Origin of the sequence: Nocardia arthritidis NBRC 100137 (genome assembly GCF_001612765.1) — a bacterium.
Lineage (GTDB): Bacteria > Actinomycetota > Actinomycetes > Mycobacteriales > Mycobacteriaceae > Nocardia > Nocardia arthritidis.
This window is the reverse complement of record NZ_BDBB01000050.1, coordinates 41,270-55,754: the sequence shown is the minus strand read 5'-3', so window position 1 is coordinate 55,754 and position 14,485 is coordinate 41,270. Positions and strand designations below refer to the sequence as shown.

Below are 14,485 nucleotides of genomic sequence, written 5' to 3'. Positions count from 1 at the left end.
CCGGACGCGTCGCACTGAGTCGTCGCGCACGTTCCGTGGCCCCCGCCGGCGCCTCCGGCGGGGGCCACGTGCGTGTCGGCAGCGAACCGGTGGCATCGGCCGGGAGCGGGGGTGGACGCCGGTTTGGTCGTGGCGGTGGCCGTCCTGTAATCTTGGACAGTCGCTGCCCGGTGGCAACATGTTTTTGCCTCCGTGGCCCGGTTCTCGACAGTTCAGTACCGAGAGCCACCAGATGCCGAGGCGGTGGCGATTACCAGACCAGTCGTGTGGCGGTTTCCGGTGGCATCAAACCGGAGGTGTCGCCGCGTGAACGAGTGCCGAGCACTACAGGAAGAAGGGCAGCCGACCGATGGCAACGTACGCGATCGTCAAGACCGGCGGAAAGCAGTACAAGGTCGCGGTCGGTGACCTGGTGAAGGTCGAGAAGATCGAGGGCGCGCCGGGCACCGCCGTGGCGCTGAATCCGGTCCTCGTCGTCGACGGCGCCGAGCTGACCACCGACGCCGCGAAGCTGGCCGACATCTCCGTGGCCGCCGAGGTGGTCGAGCAGACCAAGGGCCCGAAGATCCGCATCCATAAGTTCAAGAACAAGACCGGCTACCACAAGCGCCAGGGTCACCGTCAGCCGCTGACGGTCCTCAAGGTCACCGGCATCAAGTAAGACATCCCGAGGAGAACCAGCTATGGCACACAAGAAGGGTGCGTCCAGCTCCCGCAACGGGCGTGATTCCAACGCCCAGCGACTCGGCGTCAAGCGCTTCGGCGGCCAGACCGTCAAGGCGGGCGAGATCCTCGTGCGTCAGCGCGGCACCCACTTCCACCCCGGCGTGAACGTCGGCCGTGGCGGTGACGACACCCTGTTCGCCCTGTCGGCGGGCGCGGTCGAGTTCGGCACCAAGCGTGGACGCAAGACCGTCAACATCGTGATCCCGGAGCCGGTTCAGGCCTGACCGCCGAACCACTTCCGGATACACAGCGAGCGGGTCAGGGTCTCGAAACCCTGGCCCGTTTTTCGTGTTCTCGAACGACCAGTCCCAGTACGACCAGTCCCGAAGGAGGATGATTCGGCGTATGTCCAAGTTCATCGACCGTGTCGTACTGCATGTGCGTGCGGGTAAAGGCGGCCACGGTTGCGCCTCGGTGCACCGTGAGAAGTTCAAGCCGCTCGGCGGGCCGGACGGCGGCAACGGCGGCAACGGCGGCGACGTCATCCTCGAGGTCGACGCCAACGTGCACACCCTGTTGGACTTCCATTTCCACCCGCACGCGAAGGCGGGCAACGGCAAGCCGGGTGAGGGCGGCAACCGTGACGGCAAGCAGGGCGCCGATCTTGTGCTCAAGGTGCCCGACGGCACCGTCGTACTCGACGACGACGGCAAGGTGCTCGTCGACCTGGTCGGTTCGGGCAACCGCTTCATCGTCGCGCGCGGCGGTCGCGGCGGGCTCGGCAACGCCGCGCTGGCTTCGAAAGCCCGCAAGGCGCCGGGCTTCGCGCTGCTCGGCGAGGACGGTGAAGAACTCGACCTGGTTCTGGAGCTGAAGTCGGTCGCCGACGTCGGGCTCGTGGGGTTCCCCTCGGCGGGCAAATCCTCGCTGGTCTCGGTGCTGTCGGCGGCCAAGCCGAAGATCGCCGACTACCCGTTCACCACGCTGGTGCCCAACCTCGGCGTCGTCGCCAGCGGTGACACCACCTTCACCGTCGCCGATGTGCCCGGATTGATCCCTGGGGCCAGCGAGGGGCGCGGTCTGGGCCTGGACTTCCTGCGGCACCTCGAGCGCTGCGCGGTGCTCGCCCACGTGGTGGACTGCGCGACGCTGGAGCCGGGCCGCGACCCGGTATCCGACGTCGACGCGCTCGAGGCCGAACTCGCCGCTTACAAGCCCGCGCTGAGCGCGGACGCCGCACTCGGTGACCTGGCGGGCCGGCCGCGTGTGGTGATCTTGAACAAGATCGATGTGCCCGACGCGGCCGAACTGGCCGAGATGGTGACCGCGGAGTTCAGCGAGCGCGGCTGGCCGGTGTTCGAGATCTCCGCGGTGAGCCGGGCGGGCCTGCGCCCCCTGACCTTCGCCCTCGCCGATCTGGTGCGCCGGTACCGCGAGGAGCATCCGCAGGCCGCGCCCAAGCGCCCGGTCATCCGCCCGATCGCGGTGGACGACACCGGGTTCAGCGTGCTCGCCGACCCGGAGGAGCCGGGTGGCTTCATCGTGCGCGGCACCCGGCCGGAGCGCTGGGTGCGGCAGACCCAGTTCGACAACGACGAGGCCGTAGGCTACCTGGCCGACCGTCTGGCCCGCCTGGGCGTGGAAGACGAGCTGGTGCGGCTGGGCGCGGAGCCGGGAGCGCCGGTGACCATCGGCGACGTGACGTTCGAGTGGGAACCCCAGATATCGGCGGGCATCGACATGGTGCCCACCGGGCGCGGCACCGACATCCGGCTGGAGCAGACCGACCGGGTCAGCGCGGCCGAGCGCAAGCACGCGTCCCGGGTGCGCCGCGGTCTGGTGCGGGAAGACGAGGAGTAGAGGTGGACGACGGTCGAGTCGTGCGCTCGCGGCGGGTGCCGCGTTCGGCGGCCTCGATCGCGGGCGGTCCGGGTATGGTCGGGGCAAGGGTCCCGGCTAACGTGGATTCGATTGTGGCGCAGGGAGTTCGGTGGCGATGCAGATGAAATCCATGACTGCCGAGGCGGATTCGTCGGGCCTGAGCGAGGCGCGGCGGGCGATCGCGGCGGCGCGCCGGGTCGTGGTGAAGATCGGTTCGTCGGCGCTGACCAGTCTGAAAGGCGGCTTGGACACCGCGCGGCTGGATCTGCTCGCCGATGCGGTGGAGGCGCGGATGCGCGCCGGATCCGATGTGGTTGTGGTGTCCTCGGGTGCGATCGGCGCGGGCATCGCGCCGCTCGGCTTGACCAGCCGTCCGCGTGATCTGGCGACCAAGCAGGCCGCGGCGAGCGTCGGGCAGCTGGCTCTCGCGCACGCCTGGGGCACGTCGTTCGCCCGGTACCACCGCACGGTCGGGCAGGTGCTCCTGAGCGCCGACGACTTCGCCCGCCGCGAGCACCACCGCAACGCCCAGCGCACCCTCGACCGACTGCGCTCGCTCGGCGCGGTGGCCGTGGTGAACGAGAACGACACCGTGGCAACGGAAGAGATCCGCTTCGGCGACAACGACCGGCTCGCCGCGCTGGTCGCCCACCTGATCGGCGCCGACGCGCTGGTATTGCTATCGGACGTGGCGGGCCTCTACGACGGCGACCCGCGCAAGGGCGCGGCCACGTTGATTCCCGAAGTGCGCAGCAGCGCCGACCTGGACGGCGTCATCGCGGGCAGCGGCGGCGCGCTCGGCACCGGCGGCATGGCGTCGAAGTTGTCGGCGGCGCGCCTGGCCGCGGACGCGGGCGTGCCGGTCCTGCTGGCCGCCGCCTCATCGGCCGCCACCGCGCTGACCACCGGCACCGTCGGCACCGCGTTCGCCGCCCGCCCGGTGCGCTTGTCCGCCCGCAAGTTCTGGGTCCGGCACGCTGCCGACAGCCGCGGCGCCCTGCTCATCGACGACGGCGCCGTCCAAGCGGTCGCGCACCGGCGCCGATCGCTGCTCGCGGCCGGTATCGTCGGCGTGCGGGGCCGCTTCTACGGCGGTGATGTGGTGGACCTGGTAGCCCCCGACAGCCGCGTCGTCGCACGTGGCGTCGTCGAATACGACAGCACCGAACTGGCGGGCATGCTCGGCCGCTCCACCGCCGAACTCCCCGACACGATGCAACGCCCCGTGATCCACGCCGACGACCTGGTCAAGGTCTGATCCCGCACTGGCGCGGCATGTCGCGCACAGCCGTGCGCTCTTTCGCCCCGGCCTGACGCCACGGGGCCCAACCCGAGAACTCATCTGCTCGTGCACCCCAGTGAACGTGTTCGCGAGCCGGGCGGGTCGATCGCGGCTCGGCCGAGCTCTGTTCGGCGGTGGCCGTCGCGGCGACGCGAAGCAGTTCTGGGCTCGCAACCGGTCGACATCAGGTTGCGCGGTGACGGCCGGGAGCTGTGGAGACGGCGTGGTGACACCATCCGTGTCCGAGATGCGCTGACGGAGGCGATGAGTCGGGCGCACCGCAGTCCTGGCCGACGAGGCAGGACGCGACAGTTCCGGGCAGCGCCGGTGCTGTGCTGCCGAGGACTGCCCGCCGCCACAGCGTGGTGACCGGGTCGGCGGACCGGCCGTCAGGACGGGACGACGCCCGGTTGGTTGGTCGTCGGTATCTGCTGCTGGTTGCCTTCCACCGGGCCGGTGACGCCGGGTTGGCCACCCGGATCGGGCAGTGGAACCCCAGGCCCGGCGGGGCCCGGAGCCGGGGGTTGCGCGGGCGGTGGAGGGCTCGGTGCGGGTGGGGGCGGTGGGGGAGCCGACGAGCTCGGTGGTTGGACGGGTTCCGGGGTTGGCGGTGCGGGTGGGGGCGGTGGGGGAGCCGATGAACTCGGTGGTTGGACGGGTTCCGGGGTTGGCGGTGCGGGTGGGGGCGGTGGGGGAGCCGACGAGCTCGGCGGTTGCGCGGGCTCTGGAATGTCCGGTGCGGGAGAAGGGCTCGGCGGCGGCGGTGTGGTCGAGGGCGCCTGCTGTGTCTGCGGTGCAGGCTCGGGCGACGGCGACGGCGACGGCGACGGCGACGGCGACGGTTGTGGGGTCGGTGTCTGGGTGGACGGGGCCTGCTGCGGCGTCGGGGTCTCTGTGGACGGGGACTGCTGCGGCGATGGCGTCTGCTGGGTGGGTGGCGCCGAGGGAGTCTGCTGTGGGTCCGGCGCCGGTTGGGTCGGCGATGCCGGTGGATGGGACGGCGCGGACGATTCCGGAGCGTCGGGTGCGGGTCGTGTGGTATCAGGTGTGGGTTGCGTTGTGTCCGGCGGTGTTTCGTCGTCCGGCAGCACCGGCTCGGGTGTCGAGTATCTCGGTGTGCCGGGGGAGAGCGCCTGTGGTGCGGCCGGCGCCGTGACAGCGGGTGGTTCGGGCAGCGCGGGCACGGCGGTTCCCGCCGCGGAGTAGGCGGGCTTGTAGACCATGTTCATCGCGAGCACGGCTTCCTGGCGCAGTGCCTCCTGCGCCATCTGCGCGTTGATGACGTGCGCCGCTTCCAGCAGTCGCGCGATCGCGCCGACCGGCCCGGACGCGCCCGGCGGCACCACCGCGAGTTTCACCGCCTCGGCGGCCGCGGCGACGCCGCCGAGCCGGGCGCCCACTTGACCGAGCACCGCGGCCAGCTCGTCGGCCGACGCCGCGAAACTGCGCGCGCATGCCTGCGCGGCGTCGGCGGCGGCGCCTTTCCATCCGGCGTTGTCCATCACGCGGTCCACACTGCCGCGAGTGAGTGGGAACGACGTAGTGAGCGCCCCCGCCGCGTCGAGCCAGATGGTCGAGGCGCGCAGTACCTGCGCGGCGTCGATCTGCTGCGCCTTCGCGTAGATCTCCTCGTGCCGCAGGGACTCGAAATGCTCCATCGAGCTGATGTAGGTGGGATCGGAGCCGCTCATCGGGGCAACCTCGTCTGGACCGCTCTCAGGGCGGCGGCGTTCGCGGCGTCGGCCTCTTCGAACAGTCCTCCGCTGATCAGGAACGCTTCCTTCATGCGATAGGCCGCTTCGATGTAGTGGTCGAGCAGCGCCGCCGCGTCCCGCGCCTTGTGGCTGAAACCGGCCTGCAATTGCTGCGCGGAGACGAATCCACCGAAACCGCCGAGGTCCGCGGCGGATTGGAGGCGCTGCTGTAGGTGCAGCAGCCGATCGGCCTGCCGCTCATACATTTCAGCGCACTGCCGAGCCGCCGCCGGATCGAACTGGACGGTCCCGCTCTGCGCGGCCTCCTTGAATCGGGCGATATCGGCTCGGCTGGTCTCGATCGTCATCGCTCACCCCTGAGATCGGTCGGTCCGCCTCAGACTAACCGGAAGCCCAGTGCCGGGTCAGCATTAGTCGGCGGCCACGGCCGCGATAACGAGCTATACCGGTATGCGCTTTTGCAATTGGAGGGCGATCTGCTCGGCGGAGGCGGGGGCGATACGCACTTCGTCGCCCGCTTTGATCAGGTATCTTCCGTCGTCGCGTACATCGATCCAGGTGTAGTGGATCGGTGGGGGCGGGGTGGGACGATCCAATCGCGGTTCGATTCTGATGTGGCCCTCGGCGGTATGTGGCTCGAGCAGCAGCTTGCGGATTCGGGGCGCCGCCTGTTGCCGCGCGCGCACGGTCTCCTGGTCGCGTACCGCGTCACCGGACGCGACTCGAGCGGGTTCGCGGCCCGCGGGCGTCCTCGGCAGCAGCGCCGCGATCCGCCGGCCCAGCTTGGTGCTGTGGCCGATCGAAATGCGCACGCGGCCACCGAAATCCGGGCTGGCACCGGGTTCCTGCACCGCGAGCACGGCGCGATCGTAGATGGCGGCGGCCAGCAACCGTAGTTCGCTGCCCGGTTGATGCGTGCCGCCGATCGCCACGATCCTGGTGTGCGGTTCGGCCAGAATGCGCAGGCAGGCCGATAGGTCGGGGTCGGAGCGCAGCGGCAGCCGCTCCGCGAGGGCGATGCGCAACTTTTCGGCCTCGTCCTCGGTGCGGGGCGTCTCCAGGATGCGCAGCGGGTAGGGGTGGCGGTCCAGGTCGGTCTCGCGCCAGATATAGGCGAACTCGTCCGGAGTGAAGGTCCATTCCACGGCCGAATCACATCCTCACCGAACCCGCCAATGCTGCTCGTAGCCTAGCGGTCCCGACGCCGGGACAAGCGATGTACCGCACGGGGACGCCACAGCCTTCCGGCATCCGTCCTGAAAAACCGCGATTTCGAGGCGGTGTCGTGCTCGACCGTCTGCTCCGGTTCTGCTGGAATATTCGGAAGGGGTTCGCGACGCGTGGGCGAAGCGACGACCCCGCACGGCAACAACCGGATATGGCTGAGATCTGCCGAGGAGGGATCGCGGTGCACACCACGATACGGCGAGTGGGCGCGGGAACCGTTCTGCTGTTCCTCGCGGGTGGCCTCGTCTGGGCGGGAGCCGGGCCAGCAGTCGCGGAGCCGGCCGGCTGCTATGTCGACCGCGGCGTCACCGACGCGGCCGCGCTGTGCCACAGCGGCGAAGGAGCCTCGGTGCTGGAGGCCGAATGTCTCGGCTTCTTCCAGCCGTCGGAGCGGTCCGGGCCGGTGTTCGGCTACTACAGCGGCTTCGAATCGCGACAGACGCCGGTCGGCAAGCCGATGCGCGTCACGTGCGTGGCCGACGGCGCCGTGGGAATCGCCACCCTCGCGTTCCTCGTCCCCGCCACGACGTCGTAGCCGAGGATCAGCGAAGACGCCCGGCTGTCGGCGTTTCCGGGATCGCGGCGGTCAGCTCGGCCGCGCCTCCAGCACGTTGTCCGGTGAGGCCGTCGGCACGCGCCTGGACAGGGTGAATCCGTGCCGGGCGAGGAACTCGCGGTACTCGGCCTCCGTGCGTTCCCGGCCGCCCGCGTTGACCAGCATCTCCAGGTCGATGTACTTGCTCGGATGCGGCGCGGCGTGTTCGGGGACGACCAGTTCGACGATCAGCAACCGGGCGTCGGGGTCCATGGCCGCACGCAGCGTGCGCAGAATGCGCCCGGCGTCCGCGTCGGCCCAGTCGTGCAGAATGTGCTTGAGGAGGTAGGCATCGCCCCCCTTGGGGACACTGTCGAAGAACGATCCGCTGTGCACCGCGCAGCGATCGGCGAGACCGAGTTCGGCGAGCCGAGCGGGCGCGTCGGCCACCACCTCGGGCAGGTCGAACAGGATGCCGCGCGATCGGGGCGCGCGGCGCAGGATTTCGGTGAGCATCGTCCCTTCGCCCCCGCCTACGTCGACCAGGGTCTCGAAGCGGCCGAAATCGTAGGCGGCGAACAGCGGTTCCATCGCCAGGGTGCCGATGCTGGTCATCGCGCGGTCGAACAATTCACCGAGTTCGCGGTCGTGCTGGACGTAGTCGAAGAACGGCATCCCGTCGAGTTTCTCGCCGACCGGCTCCCCGGTGCGCACCGCCTCGACCAGATGCGACCAGTGATTGCGGTGCCCGGGCGAACCGAAGAACAGCACCGCATCGCGCAACGACACGTCGGCATCGCGGCGCAGGGCTCGCGCCATCGGCGTCAGCGCGTAGCGCCCGTCGCGCTGCTGGGTGAAGATGCCGTGACTGATCAGCAGCCGCAGTAATCGCCGCAGCGCGTCCTCGTCGGCGCCGACCGCCGCCGCGAGCTGCGCGCCCGACCGCGGACCTGCCGCGAGCTCATCGGCCACACCGAGCACCGCTGCGGCGTGGATGGCCTGCGTGATCCACCCCGCGGCGATCAGTTCCATCAGCGCGACGTGTCCGGGCACCAGCTTGCGAAACGCGAGAGCCAAGGCGCCGCGTACCGACTCGACGGCCCGTACCAGCGGCAGCGGAGGGATTCTCGGTCGGTCGGCCACTGCGACTCCATCCGTCGAAGGTCGGCACTCTGCGCTTGTCTAGGAGGGTACGTCGCGGCCGGTTTCGCTGCGCTGTTTGTCTCGCTCGGCCGCCGTGGCGAGGTAATCGCCCAGTTCCCGGCGCAGCGTGACGTCCAGTGAGCGGGCGAGCGTGGCGTGCACCGAGGCTACCGCGAGTTCGCGCATCTTGGTGAGCATCGTTGTGGTCTCGGCGATTTCGCCGCTGGTGTCGGGCATCCAGCCGGGCCCGTGCTCATCGATGATGTGCTGCTTGGCCGCGGTGATCATGATGTGCGTGATGTCATCGATGCGGTCGGCCACCTTGGCGTAGATCTCGATGAGCGTGCGCAACTCCAGGCCGTACTCGTGCAACTCGGCGAACGAGGTGAGCAGCTGGGTCTCGGTGAACACCACCGTGTCGCCCTCCAGCCGGACCAGCTTCATCTCGCGCAGCCGGTCGACCAGTTCGTCGGCGTCGGCGCCGAGGATGGTGCCGATCAGCTCGCGGGGCACCTCGAAGGTCTCGTCCTTGGCCCAGGACGCCGTCACGGCGTGCTGCAGGCCGAGCACTTCGGTGAGATCCTTGCCGGTCTCCCAGCTGGTGATGAAGTCGGCGATGTGCGCGGTGGTGAAGCCGCGCTGCAGCAGCGCGTCGATCAGGCGCAGCCGCTCGAGGTGCGCGTCGTCGTAGATGCTGGCCCGGCCGTCCTTACCGACCGGGGGCGGCAGCAGTCCGCGTTCCTGGTAAGCGCGCACGTTGCGGGTGGTGGTCCCCGCGGCGCGCGCGAGGTCATCGATCCGGTACTCCGGCGTCGACCTCACCTCCCTCGCTGACCAGGCGCCGATGGACCGGCGGCGCGCCGCTGAACTGCATGCGGACCGAGTCTATCGTCCGCGCCGCCGGTCTCTCGGCACCTAGGAAACCGGCGCCACCCGTTGTCGCCGCTGGTCGGCGGTCTGCTCGATGACGAGGTAGTCGTCGAGATCGACCGCGCGCAGTTGGTGGACGTACTGCGTGGCGAAGCCCGGATACATCGTCGCGTTGAAGCCGTCCTCGGTCAGATACCAGCTGCGGCATCCCGAGTTCCAGGTGGTGGCCGAGAGCCTGCGCTGGATGGCGGCGTTGTAGCGGTCCTGCCGATCCTGCCGCACGTCCAGCATGCGCAGATCTCTATCCAGGATGACGCCGATCGCGCCGACGAGGTAGTCGATCTGGGCTTCCATGTAGACCAGCGCCGAGTTGTGCCCCGGCCCGGAATTGGGTCCGAAGGTGAAATACAGGTTGGGATATCCGGACACGGCGACGCTCTTGAAGGCGTAGGCGCCGCGCGCCCATTCGTCCGCGAGAATCCGGCCGTCGCGCCCGGCCACCGGGATGGGCGTCCCGGTCTTGGAGACGTCGAAGCCCGTCGCGAAGACGATGCAATCCGCCTGGTGCTCGATGCCTTCGGCGGTGCGGATGCCGTGCTCGGAGATCCGGGCGATCGGCCAGGTGATCAGCTTGCAGTTGTCCCGCTGCAGGGCCGGGTAGTAGTCGTCGGTCATCAGCAGGCGTTTGCAGCCGGCCCGGAAATCCGGGGTGAGCTGGCGGCGCAGCCAAGGATCCTTGACCTGCCTGCGCAGCTGTGCCTTGCCGACCAGCTCGACCACCCTGGTCAGCGGCGTGTTCCACACCACGCCCAGCGCCACCGACTCGTGTCCGTAGAACCAGGCGCGCCGGGCCAGCTGTTCGGCGGCGGGTACGCGTCGGTAGAGCTCCTTGGTCAGTCCGTTGGTCTGCCGGTTGATCCGCGGCAGCACCCACCCGGGGGTGCGCTGGAACACCTTCACCGAGGCGGCCTTGTCGACCAGCTCCGGGATGATCTGGACCGCGCTGGCCCCGGTGCCGACCACCGCGACGCGCTTGCCGGTGAAGTCGTAGTCGTGATCCCAGCGAGCGCTGTGGATCTTGTGACCCTGATACGTCTCGATACCGCGGATATCCGGGAGACTCGCGTTGGCCAGCGGCCCGGACGCCAGCACGACGGTGCGGGCGAGGATCGGGTCGGCGTGGCCCTCGATCGTGATCTGCCAGACTCCGGCCTGCTCGTCGAACACGATGCCGGTGACGTTGTGCCCGAAGCGCAGGTGCGGACCGAGCCGGAATTCCGCTGCCATCGCCTCGATGTAGCCGAGGATCTCGTTGCTTCCGGAGTAGGTGCGCGACCAATCCGGGTTCGGCGCGAAGCTGTAGGAGTACAACCGCGACGGAATGTCGCACGCCGCACCGGGATAGGTGTTGTCGCGCCACGTGCCGCCGATCGCGGCGCCGCGCTCGAAGATCGCGAAATCATGGATGCCGCGCTGCTTCAGCCGGATTGCCGTGCCGATTCCGGCGAACCCGCCGCCGATCACGGCGACGTCGAGGGTGTGCGTGCTCATCGGGTTCCCTGTCATGCCGCGGGCTCGTAGGTCAGTTCCTTCGACCAGGTCGGGTTGTTGCGCAGCAGTGCCTTCGGCAGCAACCCGGTGATCTTCACCAGCGTGTCGGCCACCAGGTGGTAGGGGTGACCGCGGTCGATCACCCAGCCGCCGTGCGTCTTCACGATCTGGTACATCGGCAGCCTGCGTGCGAATTCGCTGCGCTCGCCGACGTTCGCGTACCGCTTGAGCGCGCCGTAGAGCTTCTCCTCGTCGACGCCCATCGCGACGATGTTGTCGCGCATCTTGTTCAGCAGCGGCACGTAGCTCAGCACTCCGATGATCAGCGAGGGCTTGGCCCAGCCGCCGACCAGGTCGATGAACAGCTTGCGCATCTGCGCGTGCCCGAGCAGATCCATCACGGCGAAATCGACGGCCAGGTGCCGGGATTCGTCGGAGTTGATCTTCTTGAACGCCTCCTGGCAGACCGGGTCCTCGATCTCGTCCATGATGAACTTGATCAGCGCGCCGTCCAGCGCGACCTCCAGCATCGGGATCACGGTGCCGAGGAACGACAGCGACATGTCGTCGGAGTACTTGTCCAGGAAGTCGATCACCAGCTTGACGTTCACGTTCGGCTGCGGGATCTCGTCGCCGTCGAGCATGCCCCACCGGCGCATCAGCGCGAGCTCGGCGTTGGCGTGCTTCTGCTCCTCGGCGTGGAAATAGCGGTAGATCTCGCGCAACGTCTCGGTCGGCGCCTTCTTGGCCATCGCCGCGAAGCCGCGCGCGCCGACGTTCTCGATCCACATCAGATCGGCCATGAACGGCTTGAGCTTGGCGTGCAGTTCGGGCGTGATGGTCTCGCGGCCCGGCGCGTCCCAGTCGATGTCGGCCAGCGCCCACTGGCGGTCCTTGATCTTGCGGAGCATGTCGTCGAAGTCCATCGCGATGGCAGCCATGTCAGACTCCTGTCTTGTCGGTGACCGGCGTGTGGTCGGTGGTGGTCGAGTGGTCCTGGGGCAGCAGCCGCTCCAGGAGGCCGAGGACGTAGGTGTACTGCGCGGGGAAGCACCGCTTGAGCAGCCATACGGCGTGCGCGTCCAGTTGGGGGAGCACATAGAGTTGGCCGCGGTCGTGCGCGTCCAAGGCGGTGCGCGCGACCCGCTCGGGGGAGAAACCGATCCAGCGCATGAGGAAGTCGGCCAGCTGCGCCGATTCCTCGGTGATCCGGCCGTCACGCGCGACGTTCGTGCGGACGAACGTCGGGCACAACACCGTCACCGCGACACCGGTGCCGCTGAATTCGGCGGCCATGGTCTCCGACAGCGAGAGCACACCGGCTTTGGAAACGTTGTAGGCGGCCATGGAGGGCGCGGCGGCGAATCCGGCGGCCGAGGCGACGTTGATGATGCCGCCGCGCCCGGCGGCCCGCAGGCGCGGGGCGAATACCTCGCAGCCGTGCACGACTCCCCACAGATTGATGCCCAGTGCCCACTGCCAGTCGTCGAAGCCGATGTGCCCCACGGGTTTTCCGCCGATTCCGACGCCCGCGTTGTTGATCACCAGGTCGACCGGGCGATCGAACAGCGTGTCGGCGAACCGGGCGAGCAACTCCACGTCCTCGCGTCGCGCCACGTCGCAGCGGAAGGCGTGCGCGGCGCCCGGGTGGGTGCGTTCGATCAGGGCGACCGTTTCGTCGGCGCGCGCCTCATCGATGTCGGCGCAGATCACCCGGCCGCCACGGGCGGCGATCTCGAGCGCGAACGCGCGGCCGATGCCGCTGCCCGCGCCGGTGACCACGGCTCGCGCGCCGTGCGTGCGCCGGGCCCGGCCCAGGGCCACCAGCCTGTCCAATCCGAACATCTCAGCTCACCTTTTCCGTACCGGAGATAGCGACCAGCGCAGCGCGCAGGAAGTCGGCGGCGCGCGCGAGGGCTTGATCGGCCTCGGGCACCACCAGGGGAAGGGCCTGGAAGACGTGCAGTTGCCCAGGCCAGATCTCGAGCTCGCAGCTGCCGCCCGCGCGCCGGACCATCTCGCACAGCGCCCGCGCGTCGGCGGCGAGCATCTCGGTACCGCCGACCTGCACCAGGATCGGCGGCAGCGCGAGACCTTGCGGGATGGTCAGCCGCAGGCGCGCGGCGTCGGCCGGGTGGCCGTTGGTGTAGGCCGCGGGCAGCCTGCTCGCGGCGGCGGCCGAGATCAGCGGATCGGTCCGGACGCGTTCCCGTTCGGCCGCCAAGCCGAGGGTCAGATCCAGCAGCGGGGAGAACATCGCGACGGCCGCGGGCTGCGGACGCCGGTGTCGCCCGTTCTCGACGAGCAGGTCCAGTGCGAGATGTCCGCCCGCGGAGTCACAGGCGATCACCAGGTCTTCCGCGGCGATGCCCCGGCCGAGCAGCCAGCGGTAGCCCGCCTCGACGTCGTCGGCGGCGGCGGGGAACCGGTGTTCGGGCGCGAGGCGATAGTCGGTGAGGAAGACCGGAAGACCGGTCTTCGCCGACAGCCGAGCCGCGAGAGCGCGATGCGTGCGAGCCGAGCAGATCACATACCCGCTGCCGTGGATGTAGTAGACGGCTCGCGTCCCGAACGGCACGCCTGCCGCCCGCACCCATTCGCCGCGCACCGCGCCCGACCGGACCTGGGTGACGGATGTACCGGGCGGCACGGGACCGCCGACGGCCATCAGTGTGGCGATGAGCTTGCGTGCGAACCAGACGCCCGGCGCGTTCATCGGCACCGCGCAGTTCACCGGCCGAAGCGTGAGCCTGGTGGCCGTCGCGGCCACGGTGGCGCGGGTCGAGGGCACGGTGGGAATGCTGGGGACCGAGGTCCTCGTTGACCTTGTCATGCGCTAAGAATCAGCCATCAATGTGCCAGTTGTCAATGGCACATTGATGAAAGGTAATATTGACCGGTTACCGTGACGTGTGGCTACCTTGGATGACGACGAGATCGCGGCGGCGACGGTCGGCGAGGTGGAGCCCTATGCGGTCAAGGTGGTTCTGGAGGACTACAACCCCGCGTGGCCGGACTGGTATGCCGAGGAAGAAGCCGTGATACGCGCGGCACTCGGCGACGTGGCGCTGCGGATCGAGCACACGGGTTCCACGTCGGTTCCCGGTCTCGCGGCCAAGCCGCTGATCGACATCCTGCTGCTGGTTCCCGACGCCGACGACGAAGCCGCTTATCTACCGGCTCTCGAAGCTGCCGGGTACGCGCTGCGCGTCCGGCAACCGGACTGGTATCAGCATCGCTGTCTTGTCCGCCGGGTGGAGAGTGGTACACGCCGAAACGTGAATCTGCATGTGTTCGCGCCGGAGTCGGGCGCACCGGAGATCGAGCGGGTCCTCGCCTTCCGCGACTGGTTGCGCACGCGCGACGAAGACCGGGAGTACTACGAGCGTACGAAAAGAGCTCTCGCGCGGCGTGACTGGAAGTTCGTGCAGCACTACGCGAACGCCAAGAGCGAGGTCATCGAGGAAATCCTCGGCCGAGCGCTGTCCGGCTGATGCCGAGCGGGCGAGCCACTCGACTCGTCACCGGACAACGACCGCCCGACCGGCACCGTCGAGCGCTTTCCGCAGTGGCGGGCACGCTGCGCCTGGCAGCGGACCGGGATCGCGCGGATCA

15 protein-coding genes are annotated in these 14,485 nt (G+C 69.1%); 6 read left to right on the top strand and 9 right to left on the bottom strand.

Annotated elements, in window-relative coordinates; all coding sequences use genetic code 11:
• Positions 1 to 349: 349 nt before the first annotated feature.
• The 4 genes from rplU (at position 350) to proB (ending at position 3,805) form a co-directional block, all read left to right on the top strand.
• Entirely contained in the window at positions 350 to 661 is a 312-nt protein-coding gene (gene rplU, locus NA8_RS28320) for a 50S ribosomal protein L21 (protein WP_062977502.1), read from the top strand.
• 22 nt (positions 662 to 683) lie between these two features.
• Positions 684 to 950, top strand: a complete 267-nt coding sequence (rpmA, locus tag NA8_RS28315) for a 50S ribosomal protein L27 (protein WP_043721591.1) — start codon at positions 684 to 686, stop codon at positions 948 to 950.
• Between the two features lie 121 nt (positions 951 to 1,071).
• Positions 1,072 to 2,526: a GTPase ObgE gene (obgE, locus tag NA8_RS28310; RefSeq protein ID WP_063053382.1), complete on the top strand. Its 1,455-nt coding sequence runs from the start codon at positions 1,072 to 1,074 to the stop codon at positions 2,524 to 2,526.
• Positions 2,527 to 2,677: 151 nt separating this feature from the next.
• On the top strand, positions 2,678 to 3,805 hold the full coding sequence (gene proB, locus NA8_RS28305) for a glutamate 5-kinase (RefSeq protein WP_040865568.1): 1,128 nt from the start codon (positions 2,678 to 2,680) through the stop codon (positions 3,803 to 3,805).
• A gap of 413 nt (positions 3,806 to 4,218) precedes the next feature.
• Here the strand turns inward: proB and NA8_RS28300 are convergent, their stop codons facing one another.
• From NA8_RS28300 to NA8_RS28290, 3 genes are all read right to left on the bottom strand, one after another.
• Complete coding sequence (locus tag NA8_RS28300) at positions 4,219 to 5,520, bottom strand: hypothetical protein (RefSeq protein ID WP_063053381.1); 1,302 nt, start codon at positions 5,518 to 5,520, stop codon at positions 4,219 to 4,221.
• A complete protein-coding gene (locus tag NA8_RS28295) occupies positions 5,517 to 5,891 on the bottom strand; it encodes a hypothetical protein (RefSeq protein WP_063053380.1) in 375 nt (124 codons plus the stop codon). Before NA8_RS28295 ends, NA8_RS28300 begins: the two co-directional genes overlap by 4 nt.
• Before the next feature lie 93 nt (positions 5,892 to 5,984).
• Positions 5,985 to 6,689, bottom strand: coding sequence for an ESX secretion-associated protein EspG (locus tag NA8_RS28290; RefSeq protein ID WP_063053379.1), 705 nt, complete (start codon positions 6,687 to 6,689; stop codon positions 5,985 to 5,987).
• 263 nt (positions 6,690 to 6,952) lie between these two features.
• Here NA8_RS28290 and NA8_RS28285 point away from each other — a divergent pair, with 263 nt between their 5' ends.
• Positions 6,953 to 7,306, top strand: a complete 354-nt coding sequence (locus NA8_RS28285; protein WP_157106965.1) for a hypothetical protein — start codon at positions 6,953 to 6,955, stop codon at positions 7,304 to 7,306.
• A gap of 51 nt (positions 7,307 to 7,357) precedes the next feature.
• Here NA8_RS28285 and NA8_RS28280 read toward each other — a convergent pair whose 3' ends face one another.
• The 6 genes from NA8_RS28280 to NA8_RS28255 form a co-directional block, all read right to left on the bottom strand.
• Positions 7,358 to 8,449, bottom strand: a complete 1,092-nt coding sequence (locus NA8_RS28280; protein WP_063053377.1) for a methyltransferase — start codon at positions 8,447 to 8,449, stop codon at positions 7,358 to 7,360.
• Between the two features lie 39 nt (positions 8,450 to 8,488).
• Positions 8,489 to 9,271, bottom strand: coding sequence for a MerR family transcriptional regulator (locus NA8_RS28275; protein ID WP_063053376.1), 783 nt, complete (start codon positions 9,269 to 9,271; stop codon positions 8,489 to 8,491).
• A 93-nt stretch (positions 9,272 to 9,364) separates the two neighbouring features.
• Positions 9,365 to 10,870 (bottom strand): flavin-containing monooxygenase, encoded by a 1,506-nt coding sequence (locus tag NA8_RS28270; RefSeq protein ID WP_063053392.1) that lies wholly within the window; start codon positions 10,868 to 10,870, stop codon positions 9,365 to 9,367.
• Positions 10,871 to 10,881: 11 nt separating this feature from the next.
• Entirely contained in the window at positions 10,882 to 11,802 is a 921-nt protein-coding gene (locus NA8_RS28265; protein WP_063053391.1) for a hypothetical protein, read from the bottom strand.
• Positions 11,803 to 11,812: 10 nt separating this feature from the next.
• Positions 11,813 to 12,715: an SDR family NAD(P)-dependent oxidoreductase gene (locus NA8_RS28260; RefSeq protein ID WP_063053375.1), complete on the bottom strand. Its 903-nt coding sequence runs from the start codon at positions 12,713 to 12,715 to the stop codon at positions 11,813 to 11,815.
• A 1-nt stretch (position 12,716) separates the two neighbouring features.
• Complete coding sequence (locus NA8_RS28255) at positions 12,717 to 13,703, bottom strand: alpha/beta hydrolase (protein ID WP_084467149.1); 987 nt, start codon at positions 13,701 to 13,703, stop codon at positions 12,717 to 12,719.
• A 79-nt stretch (positions 13,704 to 13,782) separates the two neighbouring features.
• Here NA8_RS28255 and NA8_RS28250 point away from each other — a divergent pair, with 79 nt between their 5' ends.
• A complete protein-coding gene (locus tag NA8_RS28250; protein WP_063053374.1) occupies positions 13,783 to 14,364 on the top strand; it encodes a GrpB family protein in 582 nt (193 codons plus the stop codon).
• The last annotated feature ends 121 nt before the right edge of the window (positions 14,365 to 14,485 follow it).

Bases quoted from the DNA above. Each gene is read 5' to 3' on its own strand.
- rplU (WP_062977502.1), top strand. From the start codon at position 350: ATGGCAACGTACGCGATCGTCAAGACCGGCGGAAAGCAGTACAAGGTC.
- rpmA (WP_043721591.1), top strand. From the start codon at position 684: ATGGCACACAAGAAGGGTGCGTCCAGCTCCCGCAACGGGCGTGATTCC.
- obgE (WP_063053382.1), top strand. From the start codon at position 1,072: ATGTCCAAGTTCATCGACCGTGTCGTACTGCATGTGCGTGCGGGTAAA.
- proB (WP_040865568.1), top strand. From the start codon at position 2,678: ATGACTGCCGAGGCGGATTCGTCGGGCCTGAGCGAGGCGCGGCGGGCG.
- NA8_RS28300 (WP_063053381.1), bottom strand. From the start codon at position 5,520: ATGAGCGGCTCCGATCCCACCTACATCAGCTCGATGGAGCATTTCGAG.
- NA8_RS28295 (WP_063053380.1), bottom strand. From the start codon at position 5,891: ATGACGATCGAGACCAGCCGAGCCGATATCGCCCGATTCAAGGAGGCC.
- NA8_RS28270 (WP_063053392.1), bottom strand. From the start codon at position 10,870: ATGAGCACGCACACCCTCGACGTCGCCGTGATCGGCGGCGGGTTCGCC.
- NA8_RS28260 (WP_063053375.1), bottom strand. From the start codon at position 12,715: ATGTTCGGATTGGACAGGCTGGTGGCCCTGGGCCGGGCCCGGCGCACG.
- NA8_RS28255 (WP_084467149.1), bottom strand. From the start codon at position 13,703: ATGACAAGGTCAACGAGGACCTCGGTCCCCAGCATTCCCACCGTGCCC.